The organism is Streptomyces tubercidicus, assembly GCF_027497495.1.
In the GTDB taxonomy this organism is placed as follows: Bacteria; Actinomycetota; Actinomycetes; order Streptomycetales; family Streptomycetaceae; genus Streptomyces; species Streptomyces tubercidicus.
The window spans coordinates 605,748-627,271 of sequence record NZ_CP114205.1 but is presented as its reverse complement, the minus strand read 5'-3'; the positions used below and the strand labels follow the sequence as shown (position 1 = coordinate 627,271).

The window sequence follows — 21,524 nt, the reverse complement described above, 5'->3', positions numbered from 1 at the left end:
CCGTCCCCTTCCGGTCCTGGCGAACCGCGGCCCGGGTGTGTCCTTCCGGCAGGTGGGTGACGGACGACACGCCCGGGGTGGCACTCCGACGAGGTGAGGGCCTCCTGGCCCGGTAGGGATGGCGACATCCGCGCCGGTGCCAGGGGGCCCTTGCGCTGCGATGGACGGAAGCGCCTCCGCGTCGCCTTCGAGGGTGGCCGTAGCACCAACTCCCTTGCGGGACACGGTTAGTGGCTCCGCTGCCGGGGATGGTTTCCCCGTACGTACCCAGTCGTCCCGAGGCAAGGTCACGACGGACACGGACACGGACAGGAGACCGGATGACAACCGAACCGATGGGGACAGTGGAACTGGCGTCAATGGGCGAGGACTTCGTCCGTGACCCCTTCGAGGTGTATGCGCGGCTGCGCGAGCGAGGACCGGTACATCGGGTGCGCCTCCCGGACGGCACGGTCGTCTGGCTGGTCGTCGGCTACGAGGAGGTGCGCGCGACGCTCAGCGACCCCCGGCTGTCGAAGGAGTGGCGGCATGCCTCGTCCGCGCAGCCGATGCAGCCGGTGTCCAGCGGCGTGTCGATGCTCCGCGCCAACGCACCGCAACACACCCGGCTGCGCGGCCTGGTGGCCCGTGCCTTCACGGCGCGCCGGGTGGCGTCCCTCGCGCCGCGCGTCCAGGAGATCACCGATGAGCTCCTGACGGCGATGCTCACCGCCCCCGACGGCCGCGCCGACCTCGTCGAGGCGCTGGCCTTCCCACTCCCCATCACCGTCATCTGTGAGCTCCTGGGCGTGCCCTTCCTGGAGCGGGACACCTTCCGTACCTGGACCGACATCCTGATGGTCGGCGCCCCCACACCGCAGACCAAAGAAGTCCTGGCGGCCATGACCGGCTACCTCGACGACCTGGTGGAGACCAAGCGCGCCCGCCCCGGCGACGACCTGCTGAGCGATCTGATCGCGGTCAGTGATGGGGACGGCGACCGGCTCAGCCACGAGGAACTCCTGGGCATGGCCCAGCTGTTACTGATCGCCGGCTACGAAACCACCGGCAACCTCATCGCGAACGGCGTCCTGGCGCTGCTCACCCATCCTGACCAACTCGCCGCCCTGCGCGCCGATCTGTCCCTCATCGACGGCGCGGTCGAGGAGATGCTGCGCTACGACGGACCGCTGGAGACCTCCACCTTCCGTTTCACCCTCGAACCGACCGATATCGCGGGCACGGTCATCCCCGGCGGCGGCGAGGTCGTGCTCCCCGTGATCGCCGACTCGGGACGCGACCCCCTCCGCTTCGACGACCCCGAGCGCTTCGACATCACCCGCGACGCCCGCGGCCATGTGGCCTTCGGCCACGGCATCCACTTCTGCCTCGGTGCCCCGCTCGCCCGCCTGGAGGCCCGGATCGCGGTACGCACACTCCTGGAACGCTGCCCGAAGCTGGAGTTGGACGCCCACCCGGCCGACCTGAGCTGGCGTCTCGGCGCACTGCTCCGCGGCCCGCGGCAACTCCCGATCCGCTGGTCGTGACAGCCGGCCAGTGTCAAATGGCCTAGTCACCCTCCGGGGCGAGCCTGATTGCCGCCCTGCCGGGGGAAACGCACAAGGTGATCGCGGAGAACCGATACGGCGCACTGCCCGCCGGACAGCCCATGTTCTCCCCGTTCCGTATCACTGACCTGCGTGCGAGGAGAAACGTATGACCGAGGCTCAGCCTGCAAGAGACGGGACCATTGCGGCCGGGGTGGCCGGTGGCCCGGTCCACCGGCGTGAAAACCGTCCCGGAGCGACGGCCGACCTTCGGCGTACGGGAATCAACCCGAATTTCTGGTACCCGGTCGCGGTATCCGGAAATGTGCCGAAGGGAAAGACCTTCGCCACCGTCTTCGCGGGGGAGCGGATCGCGCTCTATCGCGGCGAGAGCGGTGCGGTCTTCGCCTTGGAGGACCGGTGCGCCCACCGCCAGGTGCCGCTGAGCATGGGCGTCGTGGAAGGTGAGACGCTGCGCTGCTGCTACCACGCCTGGGCCTACCGGGGGAACGGCCGGATCTCACAGATCCCGTATCTGCCCAAGGGGACCGACCGGCCGCCGCGTGGAGTACGCAGCTATCCGGTCCGCGAAGTGTACGGCCTGGTGTTCGTCTTTCCGGGTGATCCGGAGAAGGCGGCCACGACGCCGCTGCCCGAGCTGCCGGAATACGATTCGGCCAAGCACAAGACCATGGTGTTTTCGCGCACGGTGCACTGCCACTACTCCTTCATGCACGAAAATCTGCTGGATATGAATCACCAGTTCCTGCACCGAGGAGTCCTCGGCAAGATCCAGCCCAAGCTGCTGGGCTACGAAACCGGTCCGGAATTCGTGGAGGCCCGGTATCTGTTCGTTTCCGCCGGTGGAAAGAAGGACCGCGGCGCCGGTCTGCTGTCCGGTGAGGGCTTCGGCGGAGGTGATACGCCGGACGTCATCACCGTCCGTACCGAGTACCCCTATCAGACCCTTCAGGCGGTCCCCGAGAAATCCGACCTCCCGTCGTTCTCCCTCTGGGCGGCCTACGTGCCGGAGGACGCGGAGCAGCGCACGAACCACGCCTATGGCCTGCTCATGATCGCGAAGCCGCCGATCCCGGGAGCCCTCCATCTCGCCTGGCCGCTCATCCGGCGCTTCACGGAGCGGGTGTTCGCCGAGGACCGGATGGCGGTCGAGGCGGAGCAGCGGGCCTGGGACGAGCAGGGCGAGGACTGGAACCAGGAGGTCTTCCCGCTGATCCTCGATGTCCGCGATGTGTTGCGTACCAATGGAGTGCCTATCCGCCCCGAAACCGCTCTCTGCGGTGCTGCGGCTTGGTGCGATGGCACGGTGCGGGCCGGGGTCGGCTCGGACGCGGGATCACGCGGGTCGGGCTGACCGGCCCGGTTTGTGGTGGGGGAGGACCCGGCTCGCGCAGAGGGCGTCTGACCTGGCATCGCCCCAGGTCAGACGCCTTCCGGCCGGGTGACGATCGGTGGGCGGGCGGGTGCAGCGGGTGGTGGGCCGACGGTGGGCGGGGGATCGTGGCAAGGTGGTGAGTGAGGTTGCCTCCCTCGTTCATCCCTCGATTCCGATGTGGAGGCTCGCATGGACGACAAGGAGTTCTTCCGGGCAGTGGCGGAACGCGCGAGGCTCTCGCGGCAGGAAGCGGCCGATCTGACCCGCGCCACTCTCGAAACGCTCGCCCTTCGTCTGAGCTACGGCGAAGCCCGCGACATTGCCCGCGAACTTCCCGAGCCGCTGCGTGTCTCGCTCCAACGGGAGCGGGGCGAGATGCAGATCTTCGGAGCGGATGAGTCGATCCGCAGGGTGCGTGGGCGCACCGGCCTGTCCGCGTCGGAAGCCGACCGCGGGGTGCGGGCGGTCCTCGGCACACTCCAAGAGGCCGTCTCCCGGCGGGAGTTCGAGCACGCCATGTCGCAGCTCGGCAAGGAGTACGCGCAGTTGGTGGAGACCGCGCGCTGAGGCCGCTCGTTCGGCGCAAGCTCCAAGAGGGTGAACCGGTCCGGGGCGGCCGTTGATGTGTGGCGGTGCGCCGGGTACGCCCTGGCACCGGGCCGCCCGGCCGGCCCCGACATTCCGTTCGAAAGTGTTCCCGACCCACATCTTGTGGCCCACGTCACTATCTGGCTAAGCTCCGGCACGATTCGGGCACATTTCCTCCGCAAGTTGACCTATTGGTGAGGCGATCTTCACGGTCTGCCCACCCACGTGAGGTGGCTTGGCATGGAACGGTCAGCGGCATCCCCGGCAGACGGCGCGCCCTGCGGCTTAGCGCGCTGCTCCTCCGTGAGACCGGCCCCGGGCCGCCCCTGATGACCGGGACCGTGCCGGCGGTGGCAGCGGCCGCTCCGCTGCCCCATGTCCGCCGTGACCTCCGGCTGTTCTGGTGGGCGGGCAGCTGCGACGCCCTCGGCAGCCAGACATCCGGGCTCGTCCTGCCGCTGCTGCTCCTGACCCTCGGCCGGTCACCCGCCGAGGTCGGTGCGCTCGCCGGACTCTCCGCGGTCGCGACGCTGCTGCTCGGACCGCTCGCCGCCGTCCCCGCCGACCGCGGGGCGCGCAAGCAGCTGATGGTGGGCTCCGCACTGGTCTCCGCCGCCGCGATGGCCGGTGTCACCGTCGCGGTCGCGGCGGGCCCGGTCCCGTTGGCCGTGCTCATCGCCGCCGTGCTCGTGGAGCGGTGCGCCACCTCCTGTTACGAGGCGGCGGCGCTCGGCACCGTCGCCCTGGTGTGCCCGCCCGCGGAGTACCGGCGCGTCCTGTCCCGATTACAGGCGGGGGAGCGGGGCGCGCTGGTGCTCGGGCCCGCGCTCGGCGGGCTGCTCTTCCAGGCCGAACGCTGGCTGCCGTTCCTCGCGGACGCCCTCTCCTACGCCATCGCGGCGGGCTGCATCGTCGCCATGCGCTCCCGCCTCGTCCCGCACCCTGCCCAGCGTCCGCCGACCGATACGGTGCGGCGCGGTGTGCGATCCCGGGCCGCCGAGGCCGGGGCCGGTCTGACGCTGATCCGCCGCGAACCCTTCCTTCGGCTGGCGCTTCTGTGGATCTCGGCCGTCAACGCCCTGCTCGTCGCGCTGTATTACACGACGGTCTTCGCCCTTCAGCGCGATGGCCGGGGCGCGGCACCGCTGGGGCTGGTGCTCGCGCTCGCCGGGGCGGCCGGGCTGGTCGGTGCCCTCGCGGCACCCCGGATCGCCGGACGGCGCTCCGCGGGCCGGGTGCTGGTGACGGTCTCCTGGCTGATGGTGCCGCCTGCCGCGGCCCTGCCGATGGCCCGTGACGCCTGGCACTTCGGGGTGCTGTTCGGTCTGCTGTGTCTGCTGACGCCGGTGGCGACCGTGGCGCTGCAGGCCCGGATCATCCAGGTCGTGCCACCGGGGCTCCAGGCCCGCACCGGCACCGTGCTGGCCACCGTGTCGGGCGCGGCCGCGGCCCTGGCGCCCGCCCTGGCCGGGCTGTCGGCCGACCGGGCCGGGGCCGCCGCCACCCTCACGGGCTGCGCCGCCCTGCTGGCCGTACTCGCACTCCATACGACCTTCGTGGCACCGGCCGACAGCCGCCGCGGCGCTTCGGAGCCCGTACGCCACCCCGACTCGGAGCCCGTGCCCCGCGTCGCTCCGGAACCCTCGCCCCTCACCGCTTCCGACCTCCCGCCCCACCCCGATTCGGAGCCCGTATGAGCACGACCGCGGCGCAGCCCGCCGCCCACGCGCTGCCGCCCGTCAGCACCGGCTTCCGCGTCTACCACCCGGCGCTCCCGGAGGTCTGCCCACGCGACCCGGACCGGATGGCGCTGGCCGCGGACGCCGACGGCCGCTGTGAGATCTTCACCTGGAACGCCGCCACCGGCACCGCACGCCAGGTCACCGACAGCCCGTACGGCACCCTGCACTGCGCCCTCGACGCCGATGCCCGGGTGTGGTGGTTCGCGGAGGACCGTCGCGGCCGCGGGCAGTGGTACTTCCAGGACTTCGAGGGTGGAGCGCGGCAGCCGGGCCTGACCGGTCTGCCGCCGGGGCTCCCGCACGGTCTCGCCGTCAGCGATGCCGGGACCGTGGCCATCGGCCTCGGGGACGGCAGCGGAATGACCGTCCATCTGGGGAGACCGGGCGGTCCGGCCCGGCAGGTGTGGACCGTCGGCGGGCAGGCGCTGCTCACCGGCATCTCGCCCTCGGGCGGGCTGCTGGCACTGTCCGGGGCGGCCGGTTCCGACCGCGCGGTCACGCTCGTCACCTGCTCCGGGTCGGTGCTCGACCAGCTCTCCGGACACCGCGGCCGGCTCTGGGCGCTCGGCTTCGCGCCGTCCCCGTCCGGCACCGAGCTGCTGCTGGTCCAGGAGCACAACGACGGCTACCGGCTGGCGACTTGGCGGCCCGGCAGCGGGCTGCTGCCCCAGGACTGGTGCCGCTTCGAAACCGAGATCACCGCCCGCTGGTACCCCACGGGACGCCGCACCCTCGTCCGCCAGGACCGCCACGGCCGCTCCACCCTCGCCACGGCCGACCTCGACCGTCACACCCTGACCCCGTTACCCACCCCGCCCGGCACCCTGCTCGACGCCGCCCCGCACCCGGGCGACGACGTGCACTACCTCTGGACCGACACCGCCACCCCGCCCCGGATGCACTCCACCGCCGGCACCCGGCTCCCCGAACTCGCCACCCTGCCCGCCCCCGCACCCGGCCGGCACCGCGAACTGTGGACGCCCGGCCCGGACGGGCCCGTACACACCCTGCTCAGCGAACCGGAACCGGTGACCGGACGACGGCCCCCACTGGTGTTCCTGGTGCACGGCGGCCCCGCCGACCACGACCGTGACGCCTACGACCCGGAGGTGCACTCCCTGGTCGCCTCCGGATTCGCGGTCGCCCGGGTCAACTACCGCGGCTCCACCGGTTACGGGCCCCGCTGGCGCGCCGCGTACGGTGCGGGCGTCGGGCTCACCCAGGTCGCCGACCTCGTCGCGGTCCGTACCGATCTGCTCCGCCGCGGCCTGGCCCGAGCGGACGCGATCGGCCTGTGGGGCACCTCCTGGGGCGGCTACCTGGCGCTGCTCGCGCTCGGCACCCGGCCGGACCTCTGGCAGGCGGGCGTCGCCGTCAAACCGGTCGCCGACTGCGCGGCTGCCTACCGCACCGGCACCCCCGCCCTGCGTGCCCTGGACGAGCGGCTGTTCGGCGGCACACCGGACACCGTGCCCGAGCGCTACGCCCGCAGCTCACCCCTCCACTACGCGGCCGACGTCCGCGCCCCGCTGCTGGTGATCGCCGCCACCCTCGACGCCAAATGCCCGCCCGGCCAGGTACGGAGCTACCTCGGGGCACTGCGGCAGGCGGGTACGGCACCCGAGTCGATGTGGCTGGAGACCGGCCACGACGGCTACACCGGCGCCCATCACGTGGCCGTACTGCACCGGGCCATGGGCTTTCTGGACCAGCATCTGCGCCGCGCTCCCGCGGCCCACCGAACCCCCCGTCCCTCGGTGGACGGGGTCTCCGGAGGCACCGGCCCGTCCGGTACCCCCGGCTCGTAAGAACCGTTCCGCAATCGGCAGAAGAGGAGCAGCAGCCATGCAGAAGGACATCATCCACAACGACCCGCTCGCGGGTGACGAGGAAAACCGCAGACCGGGCATCGGCATCACGGTGACCGTCCCGTTCCGTAACGCCGAGGAAACCGAGGAGGACTGATCCTCCCCGGCCGGCCCGGCGCACACCGGGCCGGCCGGACCCGCGCACGTCACCGGCCGGCCGACGGCCACCTCCCACCCCACCCGCCGTAGTACGAGGAGCCGCCATGCGCGTCCTGCTGGTCAATATGCCCTGGTCCCCGATCGACCTGCCGTCCCTCGCCCTCGGCATCCTGCGCCGGAGCGTTGACGAGCGCACCTCCGGCCGGGCCGATGTCCTGCACGCGAACCTGGAGTTCACCGACTGGATCACCCGGCGGACCACGTTCACCGCGGACGACTACCAGTTCTACGCGCTCTCCTCGTACTTCATGGGCTGCGGAGACTGGGTGTTCTCCTCCGCCCTGTACGACGACCCCGAGTGGCGGGTAGCGGAGTTCAGCGCCTCGATGCGCGGCAAACTGCGCGAGGAACGGCTGGATATGTCGAAGGAACTGCACCGCGTGGTACCGGAGTTCGTGCAGGAGACAGCCGAGCGGATCGTGGCGGCCGGCCCCGATGTCGTCGGCTTCACCTCCACCTTCCAGCAGAACACCGCCGCGCTCGCCGCCGTCAAATACGTCAAACGCCTTGCCCCGCACATCCGCACCGTCATGGGCGGGGCCAACTGCGACGCCGAGCAGGGCGCCGCCACCCACCGCAACTTCCCGTTCCTGGACTTCGTGGTCCGCGGTGAGGGCGAGGCCGCCTTCCCCCAGCTGCTCACCGCCCTTGACGAGGGCGGCGACCTGTCCGACGTCCCGGGGCTGTGTCACCGCGACGCCGACGGCGCGAGCGTCGCGAACCCGATGAGCACCAGACCGCTGCCGCCCGCGACCATCCTGCCGCCCGACTACAGCGGCTACTTCGAGCGGCTGTCGGCCTCCGTCGCCCGCAACTGGGTGGAGCCCAAACTTGTCGTCGAAGGGGCCCGCGGCTGCTGGTGGGGGGAGAAGCACCACTGCACCTTCTGCGGTCTCAACGGCTCCTTCATGCAGTTCCGCAGCAAGAGCCCCGACACCTTCTACGAAGAGATCATGGAGCTGGCCCGCCGGCACCGGGTACTGGACATGTACCTCGTCGACAACATCCTCGACATGGGCTACCTCACCACCGTCCTGCCCCGCATCATCGACAGCGGCTACGACCTGCGGATGCATATCGAGATCAAGGCCAATATGCGCCGGACCCAGCTGCGCACCCTCGCCCAGGCCGGAATGATCTACGTCCAGCCGGGCATCGAGAGCCTCAACAGCCGGGTGCTCGACCTGATGGACAAGGGCGTCAGCGGCTGCCAGAACGTCCGTATGCTCCGCGACGGCGCCGAGACCGGACTCTCCGTCTCCTGGAACTACCTGCACGGCTTCCCCGGCGAAAGCGCCGCGGACTACGAGCCCGTCATCGCCCAGATACCGGCCCTGGAACACCTCGACCCGCCGGTCGACCTGTCCGCCCGTATCGCCATCGAACGCTTCAGCCCATACTTCAACCGGCCCGAACTCGGCTTCACCGGCCTGCGCCCCGAAGAGCACTACCGCTTCACCTACGACCTGCCCGAGTCCGAACTCCTCGATCTGGCCTACGTCTTCGAGGCACCCGAACGCGGAATCACCGAGCCCACCGTCACCGCGCTCAACGACGCCCTCGGCGCCTGGAAGAAGCACCACACGGACAGCAGGCTCACCCATGCGGACCTCGGCGACCGCATCGTGCTCGTCAGCCGCCGCCGCGCCTTCGACTGGGGCGCCCTGGAACTCAGCACACCCACCGAACTCGCGGCCTTCCGGCTGCTCGACCAGCCGCACGCCCCCGCCGCACTGACCCGCAAGCTCGCCGCCCGACTCCCCGAGCACACCGTCGACGAGGCCGCCGTCCGCGCCCTCCTCCAGCACTGGGTGACGCTCGGGCTGGTCTTCACCGACGGCGGCCAGTACGTCCATCTCGCGCCGGCCGCCGTCAACGAGGACCTGCTGCGCCTGGACTACATGCGCCATAGCCACGCGGGGGCGGCGGCGCAGGAGCAGCCGGAGTCCGATGAGGACGCGGCGCGCGCCCTTGTCGCTCACGTGTGACCATCCCGACTGGCGGGCGCGGAGCCGGAGCGGCGTGCTCGGAGCCGGTCCGGTGGGCGCAGCCCACAGCGGAACTCCCGTCCTCTGCTGCTCTGCACAGGACTTCATACCGAACAGAACTCAGGACTTCATGCCCCGCAGGAGAACGCCATGACCATTACCACCGCCCCCGCCTCCTCCCGCGCACTGGCCCTCAGGGCCTGGCGGGACTACGACGAGGACGCCTGCGCCCTGCCGGGCATGAGCCTGGGCGCGGTCGACCTGCCTGCCGCGCCGGACGAACAGGCCGCCCACCTGTGGGAACTCGGTGCACGCCGGGTGGAGTTCGCCGAAGAGCTGGACCTGACCGCGGTCGACGACCCCGACGCCGCCGCCCACGCCGTCCGGCGGCTGTGCCTGATCCGCGACCTGACGGCCCGCGCCGTGCTGGTGCAGTGGCAGCTGCGGCTCCCCTCCGAGCCCGACGACGGCTGGCGCGACCTCAGCCACCTCCAGCCGCCCCGCACCCTCACCGGCCCCGCCGATGCCGCGGCCGCGCTCGCTCAGTGGCGTAACGCCCACTATCTCTGCAAGTGCCTGTGGCGTCAGGGCCCCGGTTTCGTCCAGATCCGCGACCGCCGCTGGGGCGAACTGCGCCGCTTCACCGCCGAGGAGCCCGAATACCAGGAGGCCATCACCCAGCTCTCCTACGGGGCCCCGCTCGCGTCCGTACCGAAGGCCATCGCCGACGACTTCCTGGCGGAACGCCTGGTCTCCCGCACCGGCCCGCTGCTGTGGTGGCTCCCGTACCGGGTGAACCGCTGGATCCAGGAGGCGATGGCCGTCTGACCGGGAGGCGGTGGCCGTGGACCGTGCACCGCCTCGCCGCCGACAGCCAGCCGATCTACCTGGCGCGAGGGCCCCGCTGCGCCATGTTCTTCACCGAGCTGACGGGCAACCGGATCGGCCGTATCGATGCGGACGGCCGCATGCGTGAGTACGACATCCCCACGCCTGACAGCCGGCCCGTCGCCGTCGCCGCCGGCCGCCGAGGCCATATGTGGTTCACCGAGGAGGCCGGCGCCGCCTACGCGGAACTCGACCCCGACAACGGCCGCATCACCGAGCACCGCACCGATGTCCCGGGCGCCAAGCTGGCCGGGCTGGCCTTCGACTGCTTCGGCAACCTGTGGGTCCAGTACAACCAGCCCGGACTGATCGACCGCGTCCGCCCGGACCTGACCACCAGCCGCTACACCCTGCCCACCCCCACCCCGGCGTCTTGAGCCGACAGTGTGAACCCCGGTGCGGTCTCGCCAGCTGGGGCGGGGGTCTGGCTAGCCCCCGTGTCGCCTTGAGTCGCACTGGAGTACTACGGGAGTGCTAGGCACCGTCCGGCTGGCGCGGCTCCCGTCGCATGACCCACAGCGTCGGCCCGCCGCCCGGCAGCTGTACTTCCTGCCGCACGGTGAAACCGAAGTGCTCGTAGAACGCAAGATTGGACCGCTTCGACGACTCCAGCCCGACGGGCATCCCCATCGCGTCCGCCTTGGCCAGCCCCGAGCGCAGCAGGGCCGCCCCGTGCCCCTGCCCCTGGGCCGCGGGGTCGGCGCCCAGCACCGCCAGGTACCACAGCGGTTCCTGCGGCGCGTGCTCGCCCGCCGCCTCCACGGCCTCCCGGAACAGCGAAGCCCGGTCGCCGAGGATTTCCTGCAGCTCCTGGACGGTCTCCGCATCGGGAACGGCCTTGGCCAACCCCTCCGGCGCCACCCAGAAGGCCGCCGCCGCCTCGGTGCGCTCGCACACGCCGTGCCGGCCGTACTGCCGCGTGAACAGCGTGCTGAAGTAACGCACCAGCCCAGCCTGTCGGGAGGCCTCGTCGGGAAAGAACCAGCGCATCATCGGGTCGTTATCGAAGGCCCCCGCGAGGATCCGACTGACGACCGGCGCGTCCTCCTCAACGGCGGGCGTCACAGGGGTGTTTGCGGGGTTGTTAGTGCTCGTTATCGCCATACGGGTCATTCTGTACGGTCGGTGATCTTGAGCAGAAAGCGGGGGTAGGTCGACATCAGGGGTGACGGGGAAGCACCTGTAGCTTCATGGGATGGCGGTCCGGGACCATGTTTCGAGATCCCGGACCGGCTCGAACGACGTCTGATGTCAGGGGACGTGGGTGGCCCTCATGCGTGCCGTGCCGGCAGCGACGGGAGGGTTACGATTCGTCCTGGCTTTCCTTGAGCTCTCGGGCCGTCCGTTCCCACTCCTCGAACACAGCCACGCTCCCGAACATGGCACGGAGAGACGCGCCGATCTTCCGGCTCGGCTTGCGCAGTTGCCGACTGGCCTGACTGAACATCTCCACCACAGGCACGATCTCCTGCGCACCGTCCGCTGAGCTTCGGAGCTCCCCGGCCATTTCGATCACCTGGTCGAGCAGCCCGTGCAGCTCCTCCGACCACTCGTCGCGCGGGGTGTTCCGCGCCCACTGCAACAACGCGCCAAGGGCGTCGGTCGCGACGTTCATTCGCCCGGCGAAGCGGGCAGCTGCCGTGTCCAAATCGTCGGACGGGCCCTCGATGGCCTTGGCGAAGCGGTTGATGACAGCCAGTTGGGCACTCGTCGGGGTTCCCGGGCGGTTGGCCCGGAGCATGTCCTCGGTGAGCAGCTCGGCCATGGCTGCGAGGTCCACGAACGCTGCCTCTACCTCCGCCAGGTCACCCACCATCGCCTCCATCTCCGCTTCGGCGGCGACCACGAGGTCGAACAGTCCCGGGCGGTCCTCCTCCTGGGTGGCTGGGGTCAGGCTGTTGTCCCCGATGGCAGGGGAGGGCATGTGGGCGAGCAGAATGCGCGCGGGCAGCATGAGCGGACTTGCTCCGGAGAGCCCCTCGGCGAGTGCTGCCGTCAGCTCGCGCCGCGCCTCGGCCGATCCGAGGGGCAGGGCTGGGAACTGGACGGTCGGCACCACTCCGGCGCCGAAGGGCACGGTTCCGGCCTCGCCGAGATGCACGGTGCACCGGCCGACGGCGTGCCTGATGCCGAGTCCGTAGACCACCTCCGGGCTGCCTCCGGTGAGATCGGCAACAACGATGTCCTCTTCGATGATGTGGCGGATCAGCCGCTCGGTCAGCACGCCACTGCCGGACACGTGGTCCGCCCGGATCAGCGACAGGTTGAGCTGCTCGCAGACAGGTCCTACGACGTCGTCGTAGAACATGCTGGTCTGCTGCCGAACACCGTGGTCGGGGCTGTCGGTGGGCCTGCAGGCGTTGCCGGTGGGCCCGATCGCGAAGCATGTGGGCATGGTGGATCTCCTGCCAGGAGTAGGGGAAGGCTGTGGGAAGGTCCGTGGCCCGGCCAGTGCCGGGCCACGGTGGGACTGCGTCAGTCGAAGAGGGTCAGCGCCACGCCGTCCGCAATGTCGTCGGCGAAGAGGGGCCGCTCCTCAATGCCGAGCGCGTGCATGAGATGCACGGTGAGGACGCGGTGACGATGGCCGACGCGGACGGTCTCGCACGGAAAGGTACCGAGGCCGACCAGCCGGTAGGCGGTACCCATGCTCATGCCGTAAGCCCTGGCTGCCGTCCTCAGGTCGACGCTGACCGGCAGATCCAGGATCTCCCGGAAGGACAAGGGGGTCCGATCGCACTTGCTCATCCGCGTCTCCCGATGTGTCGCAGGGACAGCGCTCCGACCCGGCGTCCGCGCCGGAGCCGCTGCGTGTCGGTGACTGTGTCGGCCAGGCCCCATTCCTGGGCCAGAGCTCCGATCCGTAGGCCCTCGACCCGCTCGGCCGGAATGCTGATCCGCAGGGAAGCGGTGAGCCCGTCGGGCCTTCCGGGACCGTCGAACTCCGCCTGCCAGGAGGCGCCAGAGCGGTGACGAGATCCCATGACGGCGTCCATGTCCTCGACGGCCACCTCTGCACGGGCTTTGCGTGCCGTGTTCCACGCCTGGGTGCATGCGAAGCGCAGCAGCACCGCCCCGGGAGACGTGGTCTCCGGCCCGATATTCCGCAGCGCTTCGAGGAACCCCGTGACCAGTTCCGCTTCGACATCTGCGCGGTCCGACCCGAAACGGAACGCGATCCTGGACGCGGTACGGCGCAACCCGGGCAGGGCCATCCACACCGCGCCCAGCCGCCAGCCGCACCGGTCCCCATCGTTCCGGGCCAGAGCCGCGATCCGATGCCACAGCGCGGTTTGTACGGACGGATCCGCCGAGCGGTCGTAGAGGACCCTCCGGGCCTCGGCCAGGGAAAGCGGGGGCCTTGCGCCGTCGGCCCCTTCGTCCAGCCGGAGCTCCGGTTCCAGTACTTTGCCCGCTAACTCCTGCTCGATCGCGCCGAACAGTCCGGATCGAAGGGGCACCGCCATCGTCGTCCTCCTGATCACTCGGATTCCCGGGGCTGGTTCCTGCTGCGCCATGCGGCCAGGGAGCGTGCCGCGAGGCCCTTGCCGGGCATGGCGTCACCGCCCCGTTCGATGGACAGGAGCAAGCGCAGAAATCCGGGTTGCCGTGTATCGACAAGCCGCGCGAAGAGGTCCTCCACCGCCGCATCGGGCTGTGGTGTGTCGTCCGTACCACGGCACCAGGCGAGCAGCGCATCCCGCATCGGGTGGTATGCCGCAGCTTCGCCGAGCGCGTGCTGGACGAGTTTCACGGTGTTCGAAGCCGTCTCCTGCCGGGCGAGCAATTGATCGGAGAACCAGCCGTGGTCGCAGTCCACCAGTGTGGGGAACGTGATGGCGGCCAGCAGTTCCGCGACGCCCTCGGCCTGTGCCCAGGAGTTCATGTGTCGCACGATCGTGCCCTTGTCCGCGGGGCTCCCTGTCGCGAACTGCTGCAGCAATGTCTCCGCGACGGTCAGTGCCACCGCCACATCATCGGCGTCGTTGCCTCGGCCATCCACCACATGCTGCAGCAACGGCAGGGCGTGCTCGGCCTTGACCCCGCCCATGTCTGAGCGACAGGCGTAGGCGACCGCGGTGCGCAAGGCCGTTTCGGGCGCGGCGCTCCACTCCTCAAGCAGCTCGTACGCTGTGTCGGAGACGGCACGGTCATGCGTTGCCGTACCGATGGACCAAGCCGCGACTCTGACGCCGGGCTGCTGGGTGGAGAGGGCGAGTTCCCGGACGAGCCCGAAGGTCCGGCCGCCGGACCGTATGCCCATCGCCGCCACGGCACGGCCGGCACGCTCGATCGTCTCCTCGTCATGTCCGGGGCGGCCCAGCCACTCGTGCAAGAGGGGCAGCAGTCCGGTGCGATCGCGGCACATGACATCCCATACCGCTTCGCGCACCGCCGGCCAGAGGAAAGCAACCGACTCCGGCTTGCCGTGCGTTCGGGCCTCACACCGTGCCCCAATGCCGCGCAGGATGTCGTGCAGGGGACGTTGCCGGGCACGGCTGTGTCCACGTTTGGCCGCTGAGTCCCGGAGAGCATGGTCAGGAGACACCGAATCCCCTCGGGAGTCTGCCAGCGCCAGAAGGCTCACCGCCTGCTCGACGACGGTTCCACGGTCCAGCCCGCCGTACACACAGACCGACATCAGGTGCGCCAGGAGTTCCGGATCGCCCTCCGCCCGCGCCAGGAGTTCGGGAGCCTCCGCAGAGGCCAGGCAGCCCATCACCTCGGAACGGCACATTCCACCCGTGGCCCCGAGACGGGCCACGGTCGCTGCCGCTTGTGCCGCGTATCCGGGTGGGAGTTCGGGGGGCAGGATCTCGGAAAGGAATTCCGGTCCGAGCAGCTCCAGCAAACGGGCACGATCTTGGGCATCCTGGCAGATGTCCGCGAGGTGCGCGGAGAAGACATGGCCCGGGTCAGGCGGTTCATGGCGCACCACCTGGGCACCGAAGTCCCTTTCCAAGGTACGTACCAGGCCCGGCGTTTCCGGAAGCACGATGACCAGGCGCGCTCCTGCCTCCGCCAGCGAACCCTCCAAGCTGGACAGGTCCCAGGGCCTCAGCGCGAAGGGATCACCGGGCTCCATCACCAGGTAGCCGTCCACCCCTTGCGGCCGGGGGCGCCATCGAGCCAGGTCCACCGTTCCGTCGACCTGGACGAGTGTGGGGTCCTCGCACCCGTGGGCCAGCAGATTGAGGGCCAGCGTGAGACGGCCGGTACCCGGTACGCCGACCAGCAAAAGGATGCCCGAGTCGAGTGCGGCAAGACCTCTCTCGAACCCGGCGGTCGAAACGAAGCGCTGCCGGGCGATCTGGAGGTCCCTCGGCCGCACGGGTCCCTGGCGCCACGGCGTCACCGCACCGTCATCGGCTATCGAGGAGGTGGACAGCACGGTGCGCTGGTCACCCTTCACTACACCGGCGTTGACCGTACCGTTCGGGGCCAGCACCATCAGGCGCTGATTCCTGATCAGTTCAGGGAGGACAGTACCGAGGATGTCGTCCGCTGAGTTCGCGTCAGATCCCATCGTCCGCTCCTCGGACGTAGTCACCCGATACCTGCATATCGGTCAGGTGCTGTCCGCCGTGGACGGATCCGGTGTTGATGATGCCCCGTTCGGCGCTGAGCAGCGTCGTGTGCGATGACGTGGGAGCCGTCGGCTCATCATCGGCGGGAGTCGTCGGCTCGTCGGTGGGGGATTCGGCGCAGTGCGAAGGTGCCAGCAGGCCGCTCAGTCGACCGAAATCCTCCGGACTGATCCTGAACCCCGCGCGCTGCAGTGCCGTGAGGGCTTCCGCCCACCCGTGGTCGCTTCCAGCGGGATCGTCGGCCCTGGCAACCGAACGAGGGGTGAGGCCCTCACCGGCCGGAACAGCAGCCGGTCGCACAGGGCAGATGGCGCTCCCCTGTTCCACCGCGGTCTTCTCGTGTTCTCGCATGACTTCCTTCGGGGCAGGCCGGATCGACACGAATGGCCGTCCGGCATTTCCATGGCCATCCGAGATTCCCGCAACGTCCGGCGGCCTTCCGCTCGCGCAGTGCACAAGAGAGGTGGCCATGGCCACATTCCGAACACACCATTCAAGGAAGCTGCGCCCGCGCCCCGTCGCAGTGCAGTCCAAGAGAAAAGAGCATCAAAAAAGGCAGAGGCGGTGAGCCTGCTTTGGTCGGCCAGTCCGTTCCTGTCATTGCGGATGATTGATCTCGCCCTGCCCGAGCAAGGCCCCCTGATTACGATCTGGGGCCTGGGCGGCCGATCAAGGCGTCATGACCCACTCGGCGCGTGGTGTCACGGGCGAGCACATGATGCAGGTACTGCTCATCGATGACTTCGATGTAGAGCCTCCCGGCCTGCACCCTCTGCTCTCCGAACCGCTCCAGCACCTTGGTGATGGAGCACCGGCTCACTCCGATGTGCTGCCCCAGCTCTTCCCTGGTGAGGGAGAACGAGCGCACACCGGAAACGGCGATGAGACGGAGCAGCGCCGCTGCGAGCCGCCGGTCGACGTCGCCCTCGCACGTCTGGGTCTGCTCCCGCAGGCGGCTCACCGCGTGAGCAGCAAGCTGATTTGCCAGGTCGTGTTGCGTGACGAAGCGCCGGAAAGCCTCCGCGGGGACCACGGACACTTCGCATTCGCTAATTGCTCGCACGCTGGCCAGGCGGGCCCCGTCGACCTGTACGGCCATCTCGCCCAGTACCTCACCCGGTCCACGGAAGGCGAGTAGCCGCTCCTTGCCGTCGGCGTCTGTGCGCACCACCTTCACCATGCCACGGAGTATGGCAAGTACATGCGTTCCAGAGTCCCCCTGCCGCAGCAGGGTCTCACCGGCCAGGTGGTGTCGTCCGGGGAAGCGTGTCAACTCTTCCCACGCCTCTGCGGGTACGAGGTCACGCAGGATCAGCGCTGTCGAAAAGCACCTCTGTTTGCTCATGTGATCACGTTAAGGGAATCTCATTGCCGCCGGGGGCGGAATGTGTGGTCGGCCTGCTTGGCCGTCCTGAGGTCCACGCCGTCCGTACCTGGCACGGTCATGACGGGTTGGCTCAGAGGGGTGCTGCAGACACTTCAACAAAGTCAACGGTCCGACAGTGCCTCCGCAATGGCGACATGGGAGGGGGCGAGCATGGTCCGCCCGTCCTCGATGTCCCACAGTGAGTTCTGCAGCAGGCGGCCCAGTGTCCAGCCGGCGGCGCGTGTGCGGTCCAGGTTGAGGGCCTCGGTGAGCAGGTCGAAGCGGCGTCGCACCACACGGTGGGTGTCGTTCTTCGCGACGACGGCGTCCCACCGGCTGTCCAGGGCGGGCCACAGGTCGAAGCCGGGGTCGCCGGTGAGCGGCTCGGGGTCGATGGCCAGCCATGGCTCGCGTTCCGCGGCGAGCACGTTGTCGTAGTGCAGATCCCAGTGCAGCATCCGGTCGCCGGGGTCACCGGCCAGTTCGGCCACCGCCGACGCCCAGGCACGCAGGTGGCGGCGGTCGGCCGGGTCGGTCAGTGCTCTGGCCGCCTGCGGGACCTGCTCCAGCATCTCGGTGGCGATGTCACCGAGGCTTCGCAGTCCCTGGGGCGCGGGGACGGAATGCAGCCGCGCCTGAAGCCCGGCGAGGATGCCCATCGCGACATCGTCGTCCTCGACCGAGGTGAGAGTGCGGGCACCGTCCAATCGCTCCAGCAGCATGGTGCTGCTCTCGGGATCGTGGTCGAGCAGCCGCACCATCCCGTCGCCGTCCCAGGCGCGCAGCCCGATGAGTGCGGCGGTGGTCTCCTGCCTGGGCATCTGGAGTTTGAGGACCGCAGGCGTACCGTCCCTGCGCAGCACGGGCAGTACCAGCGAGGCTTCTCCCGCTCCGGGTTCGCCGTCCCGTCTCAGCTCCCAGCGGTCCAGTAGTTCCGCGGCCAGGGCGGGCAGTGCGGCGATCCAGGCCCTTCCCGCCTCGCCGAAGGTTCTGGCGTACGAGGATGCCAGGAGCTTTGGGACCTCAACTGCTGCGGGCCGGTTCATGTGCGAGTCCTATTCCTGTGGGGGTGGGGTGCGGTCAGGGGGTCTGGTCAAGTTGGTCTGATGTCAGGTTGGTCGAGCCTGCTGTACGGCGTCGTGGACCCGGACACTCCCGGGCGACTTCCGGCCATTGGCCGGTGGAGCCGTCCCGAACGGTCGCGGGTGCGGTAGGAAAGGGGCCGATCCACGGAAACTTCCTTTCCCTCATGCACTGGATCATTTGGGTGCTGACGGGGTCATTCCCCTGTTCTCGGAAACGGAGACCATGATGCGAAGACCTGTCCGTGCCGCGGTGGCGGTTGTCGCGGCCGCCTTCCTCATACCTCTGCTGACGGCGAGTCCGGCGCCCGCCTCGTCGGTCCGGCCCGGCGACGGCGCCCGTAAGCCCGGGGTCTGCCGGCCCGCCCTCCAGGTCCTGGCCTCCCTGCCGGGTTCAGGAGGCAGCCGGGTCAAGGGACTTGGGCCGAATGCTCTGGCGGTGGGGGCCTCGCGCGGCCTGCCCGTGTACTGGACCGGTACTCGGGTCCATCGTGTACCGCTGCCCGCCAAATTCACCGGCGGTGAGGTGGTGGCCGTCAACGCGAAGGGCCTGATGGTCGGCTCTCTGCAGGGCGACGGCCGTACCGCTGCCTTCAGCTTCCGTGCCGGGGCCCGCGCGGTGACCCTGCTGCCGGAAGGGGCCCATGCGGCGGACGTCAACGACCAGGGGCTGATCGTCGGCGACACGGTCAAGGGCGGCGCGCTCATCGGTCTCGAATGGGACGGCGCGCGGATCCGTCGTCGGCTCGCGCCGCCGGCCGGATATTCGCTCACCTCGGTGACCGCCCTCAACAACGCCGGTCAGATCGCCGGTTCCGGCGAGGCCGTCAAGGACGACGAGTCGTGGTCGGCGGGCCTCCTCTGGCCGGCCAGGAGTGGCGCGGCGGCGGTACCGCTCCAGCGCTACTGGCCCGCGGGAGTGCCCTACGACTTCTGGTACCCCCGGGACATCGACCGCGCCGGACGGATCGTGGGCACCCACGACTACACCCGGCTGGACACCCTCACGCCCACCCAGTGGCTGCCGCCGTACGCGATCGAGAGCGAACCGGGGCTGCTCGGGGAGCGCACCAGCGGCACCTTCGAAGCGATCAGCCCCACCACCAACGTGAGCGTGGGCACCGCTTCGGACAGCAACATGGTCGGACCCTTCCCGCCGGAGACGGCACCCCCGGAGCAGGCCCAGATCTGGCCGGGTACCGGCCCCTTGCTGGCGCTGCCCCGCCTCTCCCCGGAGGGCCCCTCCCAGGCATACGCCGTCAGCGACGACCAACGCGTCGGCGGCGCCGCGGCCGACGCCACTTCAACATCCCGCGCCGTCATCTGGACCTGCGCCCTGCGACAGGCATACCGGCCCTGACATCTGCTGCCGCCGTTCACGACCGTCCCGGCGGGCGGCGGTAGGCGACGCGACACACCGCGTCCCGCCAGTCAGCTACGGCGCGAGACCGCGCTCTCGCCCGGCCCCCGGTCATCGCTGAGCAGGCGGCTGCGGTGTGAGCAGCGTCGGGCGGTGGTGAGCAGTGCCTGGAGTTGCATGCCGAATTGGTCGGCGTCGTTGAGTGTGCTGTGGAACGGGAGTCGTACGTCGTGGTGGCCGAGTGGGTATTCCACGCGGAGGACGATGCCGTAGCGGTCGATGGCCAGGGGCGCCGCGCGTTCCATGAGTTGCAGGAATCGGGGTTCCACCAGTCGCAGCAGGAGGGGAATGCAGTGGCTGTGTTCCTCGACCAGGTGGGTGAGGATGTCGGCTTCATAGGTGGCCAGGGGATCTGCCGGCGCGGTCATCAAGTCGTCAAGGCCGATGCCGGCCTTGCACGTTGCTGTTTCGAGTACCGCCGTGGCGAATTCCATGCAGTCGCCGGCCGGTGAGCCCGCCTTGTCCCGTGAGGTCAGCCATCCCATCACGGTGAGACGTGCGCGCACCCGGTCGCGTACGGGGAGCGGCGCGATATCGGTGAACTGCAGCGTGGCAGGCACCCGCTCGCCGGTGCCGGCCGCGCCGGTGAGTCCGGCGTCCTCGGGGGAGGGGTGCAAGTGGACGTGCTGCGTCGCTCCTGGGCCGTTTCCGCGGGAGACCTCGGTGGTGTGGCCATCGACCTCCATCGTCATCGAGTGGGCCGAGGCCAGAATCGTCCGGACTCTTTCGGCGCTGGTCGGTTGCTGCGCCGCACCACCGAAGATACGCATAAAGACTCCCGAAGGTTAGGTAAGGCTTACCTTATCAGCCCTGGGGTGTTCCTGCGGTCGGGGCTCTCCCGTGCGTGGTGACGGATGGATCATGCCGCCGATATCTCCGGCGACTTGGCGCGGCGCAGGCTCCGCAGCTGGCGGTATTCGCGGATGAGGATCGTCAGCATGGTGGAAACGGCGGGGCGTGCCGGGCCGTGCAGGAGGCCCGGCCCCTTGGTTCCGGCCGCGTCGCAGGTGGCCTCGTCCAAGGCGATCAGGGCCCGGACGAAGGGACGGCTGGCGGGAGGCAGGAACTCGGTCACACGGTGACTGGCGGCCAGGGTGATGCGAGCCTGCTGGAGGAGATGCTCCAGGAGCGTGCGGACTTCAGGGGTGTCCTTCGCGTGAACGAGGTCCGTACGGGTCACCCCGTGGCTCAGCAAGGTTTCCTGAGGGATCGTCAGGCGGTCGTCGGCCAGGTCTTCGGCGAGATCGTTGACGAAGTCGAGGCGCTGGCTGCCGTCGATATACGTGCGGCAGGCGGCGCGGTAGTCGGCGGGTTCCTCGCCGGGCGCGAGCAGACAGGCAATCAGCATGAAAGCGGGCAGTGAGTAGCGGTCGAGGTAGTGCTGATAGTCCGACTCCGTGGCGAAGCCGGTGAATTCGAGGTCGGTGGCCGCGGTGCGGAGAAAGTCCTTGATATGTCCGAGGAGGCGGGGGTGGCGGGCGCCGGTGTGCAGGAGCGGGCGGAGTACGGGGTGGTCGCTGGTGCCGGTCGTCAGCGCCTGGGTCACCTCTTCCTCCCATGCCGCGTAGGCGGCAGCGCGCTGAGGCAACGGGCCCTGGTCGAGGAGGTTGTCCGTGTGGTGCATGAAGGCGGTGGCGGCGATCATGTGGGGGGCCAGGGGAGGCGGCAGGAGCAGCAGGACCGCGGTGTAGGCCGCGCGCTTGTAACGGGCGACCAGCGAACGCTGTTGAGTGAAGTCGTTGCGCAGCTGCGGGTCTTGAATGCCCGCGGCATCAAGCCTGGTGGTCCACATGCTCATCCGGAGGTCCTTTGTGGTGTGGGGGCGTGGGGGTGTGGTGTGGGGCGGCGAGGGCCGAGGGGCCTCGTCACCGGGTGATCGGTCACCGAGTCATGCAGCCAACAACCGTAAGCCC

The 21,524-nt window shown here is 69.7% G+C and carries 19 protein-coding genes; 9 read left to right on the top strand and 10 right to left on the bottom strand.

The genetic code is table 11. The annotated features are described in order from the left end of the window. Nucleotides 1–335 precede the first annotated feature (335 nt). From STRTU_RS02840 to STRTU_RS02805, 8 genes are all read left to right on the top strand, one after another. Nucleotides 336–1,526, top strand: a complete 1,191-nt coding sequence (locus STRTU_RS02840) for a cytochrome P450 family protein (protein ID WP_159746649.1) — start codon at nt 336–338, stop codon at nt 1,524–1,526. Between the two features lie 169 nt (nt 1,527–1,695). Continuing rightward, nucleotides 1,696–2,901 carry an aromatic ring-hydroxylating oxygenase subunit alpha gene (locus STRTU_RS02835; protein WP_159742074.1) on the top strand — a complete coding sequence of 402 codons (1,206 nt, stop codon included), beginning with the start codon at nt 1,696–1,698 and terminating at the stop codon, nt 2,899–2,901. A 210-nt stretch (nt 2,902–3,111) separates the two neighbouring features. Continuing rightward, complete coding sequence (locus STRTU_RS02830) at nt 3,112–3,489, top strand: DUF2267 domain-containing protein (protein WP_159742073.1); 378 nt, start codon at nt 3,112–3,114, stop codon at nt 3,487–3,489. Between the two features lie 371 nt (nt 3,490–3,860). After that, nucleotides 3,861–5,207 (top strand): MFS transporter, encoded by a 1,347-nt coding sequence (locus tag STRTU_RS02825; RefSeq protein WP_246240078.1) that lies wholly within the window; start codon nt 3,861–3,863, stop codon nt 5,205–5,207. After that, complete coding sequence (locus tag STRTU_RS02820) at nt 5,204–7,060, top strand: S9 family peptidase (protein ID WP_159742072.1); 1,857 nt, start codon at nt 5,204–5,206, stop codon at nt 7,058–7,060. The genes STRTU_RS02825 and STRTU_RS02820 overlap by 4 nt, the downstream gene beginning before the upstream one ends. A 263-nt stretch (nt 7,061–7,323) precedes the next feature. Beyond that, entirely contained in the window at nt 7,324–9,267 is a 1,944-nt protein-coding gene (locus tag STRTU_RS02815; RefSeq protein WP_159742071.1) for a RiPP maturation radical SAM C-methyltransferase, read from the top strand. 150 nt (nt 9,268–9,417) lie between these two features. Next, complete coding sequence (locus tag STRTU_RS02810) at nt 9,418–10,095, top strand: DUF5825 family protein (RefSeq protein ID WP_159742070.1); 678 nt, start codon at nt 9,418–9,420, stop codon at nt 10,093–10,095. Between the two features lie 23 nt (nt 10,096–10,118). Beyond that, entirely contained in the window at nt 10,119–10,532 is a 414-nt protein-coding gene (locus STRTU_RS02805; protein WP_159742069.1) for a Vgb family protein, read from the top strand. 97 nt (nt 10,533–10,629) lie between these two features. Here STRTU_RS02805 and STRTU_RS02800 read toward each other — a convergent pair whose 3' ends face one another. The 8 genes from STRTU_RS02800 to STRTU_RS02765 all read right to left on the bottom strand — a co-directional run bounded on the left by STRTU_RS02800 (nt 10,630) and on the right by STRTU_RS02765 (nt 18,155). Beyond that, nucleotides 10,630–11,268, bottom strand: coding sequence for a GNAT family N-acetyltransferase (locus STRTU_RS02800; RefSeq protein ID WP_159742068.1), 639 nt, complete (start codon nt 11,266–11,268; stop codon nt 10,630–10,632). Nucleotides 11,269–11,458: 190 nt separating this feature from the next. After that, nucleotides 11,459–12,550, bottom strand: a complete 1,092-nt coding sequence (locus tag STRTU_RS02795; protein WP_159742067.1) for a hypothetical protein — start codon at nt 12,548–12,550, stop codon at nt 11,459–11,461. Between the two features lie 80 nt (nt 12,551–12,630). Continuing rightward, a complete protein-coding gene (locus STRTU_RS02790) occupies nt 12,631–12,903 on the bottom strand; it encodes a DNA-binding protein (RefSeq protein WP_159742066.1) in 273 nt (90 codons plus the stop codon). Further along, on the bottom strand, nt 12,900–13,622 hold the full coding sequence (locus tag STRTU_RS02785) for a hypothetical protein (protein WP_246240077.1): 723 nt from the start codon (nt 13,620–13,622) through the stop codon (nt 12,900–12,902). The genes STRTU_RS02790 and STRTU_RS02785 overlap by 4 nt, the downstream gene beginning before the upstream one ends. Nucleotides 13,623–13,636: 14 nt before the next feature. Then, nucleotides 13,637–15,682, bottom strand: a complete 2,046-nt coding sequence (locus STRTU_RS02780; protein ID WP_246240076.1) for a hypothetical protein — start codon at nt 15,680–15,682, stop codon at nt 13,637–13,639. Beyond that, nucleotides 15,672–16,214: a hypothetical protein gene (locus STRTU_RS02775; RefSeq protein WP_269777326.1), complete on the bottom strand. Its 543-nt coding sequence runs from the start codon at nt 16,212–16,214 to the stop codon at nt 15,672–15,674. Before STRTU_RS02775 ends, STRTU_RS02780 begins: the two co-directional genes overlap by 11 nt. A gap of 172 nt (nt 16,215–16,386) precedes the next feature. Continuing rightward, nucleotides 16,387–17,088 carry a Crp/Fnr family transcriptional regulator gene (locus tag STRTU_RS02770; RefSeq protein ID WP_159742064.1) on the bottom strand — a complete coding sequence of 234 codons (702 nt, stop codon included), beginning with the start codon at nt 17,086–17,088 and terminating at the stop codon, nt 16,387–16,389. A 143-nt stretch (nt 17,089–17,231) separates the two neighbouring features. Then, nucleotides 17,232–18,155 (bottom strand): aminoglycoside phosphotransferase family protein, encoded by a 924-nt coding sequence (locus STRTU_RS02765; RefSeq protein ID WP_159742063.1) that lies wholly within the window; start codon nt 18,153–18,155, stop codon nt 17,232–17,234. Between the two features lie 265 nt (nt 18,156–18,420). On the opposite strand from STRTU_RS02765, the gene STRTU_RS02760 reads away from it, so the two are divergent. Then, nucleotides 18,421–19,551, top strand: a complete 1,131-nt coding sequence (locus STRTU_RS02760) for a hypothetical protein (protein WP_159742062.1) — start codon at nt 18,421–18,423, stop codon at nt 19,549–19,551. A gap of 71 nt (nt 19,552–19,622) precedes the next feature. Here the strand turns inward: STRTU_RS02760 and STRTU_RS02755 are convergent, their stop codons facing one another. Both STRTU_RS02755 and STRTU_RS02750 read right to left on the bottom strand, forming a co-directional pair. Beyond that, nucleotides 19,623–20,381: a DUF2470 domain-containing protein gene (locus tag STRTU_RS02755; protein WP_159742061.1), complete on the bottom strand. Its 759-nt coding sequence runs from the start codon at nt 20,379–20,381 to the stop codon at nt 19,623–19,625. An 89-nt stretch (nt 20,382–20,470) separates the two neighbouring features. Continuing rightward, on the bottom strand, nt 20,471–21,409 hold the full coding sequence (locus STRTU_RS02750; RefSeq protein WP_159742060.1) for a squalene/phytoene synthase family protein: 939 nt from the start codon (nt 21,407–21,409) through the stop codon (nt 20,471–20,473). Nucleotides 21,410–21,524 lie beyond the last annotated feature (115 nt).

What these genes read in the sequence shown, in the direction of transcription:
- STRTU_RS02810 (WP_159742070.1), top strand. Translation starts at nt 9,418, where the DNA reads ATGACCATTACCACCGCCCCCGCCTCCTCCCGCGCACTGGCCCTCAGG.
- STRTU_RS02780 (WP_246240076.1), bottom strand. Translation starts at nt 15,682, where the DNA reads ATGGGATCTGACGCGAACTCAGCGGACGACATCCTCGGTACTGTCCTC.
- STRTU_RS02770 (WP_159742064.1), bottom strand. Translation starts at nt 17,088, where the DNA reads ATGAGCAAACAGAGGTGCTTTTCGACAGCGCTGATCCTGCGTGACCTC.
- STRTU_RS02775 (WP_269777326.1), bottom strand. Translation starts at nt 16,214, where the DNA reads ATGGCCACCTCTCTTGTGCACTGCGCGAGCGGAAGGCCGCCGGACGTT.
- STRTU_RS02815 (WP_159742071.1), top strand. Translation starts at nt 7,324, where the DNA reads ATGCGCGTCCTGCTGGTCAATATGCCCTGGTCCCCGATCGACCTGCCG.
- STRTU_RS02750 (WP_159742060.1), bottom strand. Translation starts at nt 21,409, where the DNA reads ATGAGCATGTGGACCACCAGGCTTGATGCCGCGGGCATTCAAGACCCG.
- STRTU_RS02755 (WP_159742061.1), bottom strand. Translation starts at nt 20,381, where the DNA reads ATGCGTATCTTCGGTGGTGCGGCGCAGCAACCGACCAGCGCCGAAAGA.
- STRTU_RS02785 (WP_246240077.1), bottom strand. Translation starts at nt 13,622, where the DNA reads ATGGCGGTGCCCCTTCGATCCGGACTGTTCGGCGCGATCGAGCAGGAG.
- STRTU_RS02795 (WP_159742067.1), bottom strand. Translation starts at nt 12,550, where the DNA reads ATGCCCACATGCTTCGCGATCGGGCCCACCGGCAACGCCTGCAGGCCC.
- STRTU_RS02835 (WP_159742074.1), top strand. Translation starts at nt 1,696, where the DNA reads ATGACCGAGGCTCAGCCTGCAAGAGACGGGACCATTGCGGCCGGGGTG.
- STRTU_RS02765 (WP_159742063.1), bottom strand. Translation starts at nt 18,155, where the DNA reads ATGAACCGGCCCGCAGCAGTTGAGGTCCCAAAGCTCCTGGCATCCTCG.
- STRTU_RS02790 (WP_159742066.1), bottom strand. Translation starts at nt 12,903, where the DNA reads ATGAGCAAGTGCGATCGGACCCCCTTGTCCTTCCGGGAGATCCTGGAT.
- STRTU_RS02760 (WP_159742062.1), top strand. Translation starts at nt 18,421, where the DNA reads ATGCGAAGACCTGTCCGTGCCGCGGTGGCGGTTGTCGCGGCCGCCTTC.
- STRTU_RS02840 (WP_159746649.1), top strand. Translation starts at nt 336, where the DNA reads ATGGGGACAGTGGAACTGGCGTCAATGGGCGAGGACTTCGTCCGTGAC.
- STRTU_RS02800 (WP_159742068.1), bottom strand. Translation starts at nt 11,268, where the DNA reads ATGACCCGTATGGCGATAACGAGCACTAACAACCCCGCAAACACCCCT.
- STRTU_RS02820 (WP_159742072.1), top strand. Translation starts at nt 5,204, where the DNA reads ATGAGCACGACCGCGGCGCAGCCCGCCGCCCACGCGCTGCCGCCCGTC.
- STRTU_RS02830 (WP_159742073.1), top strand. Translation starts at nt 3,112, where the DNA reads ATGGACGACAAGGAGTTCTTCCGGGCAGTGGCGGAACGCGCGAGGCTC.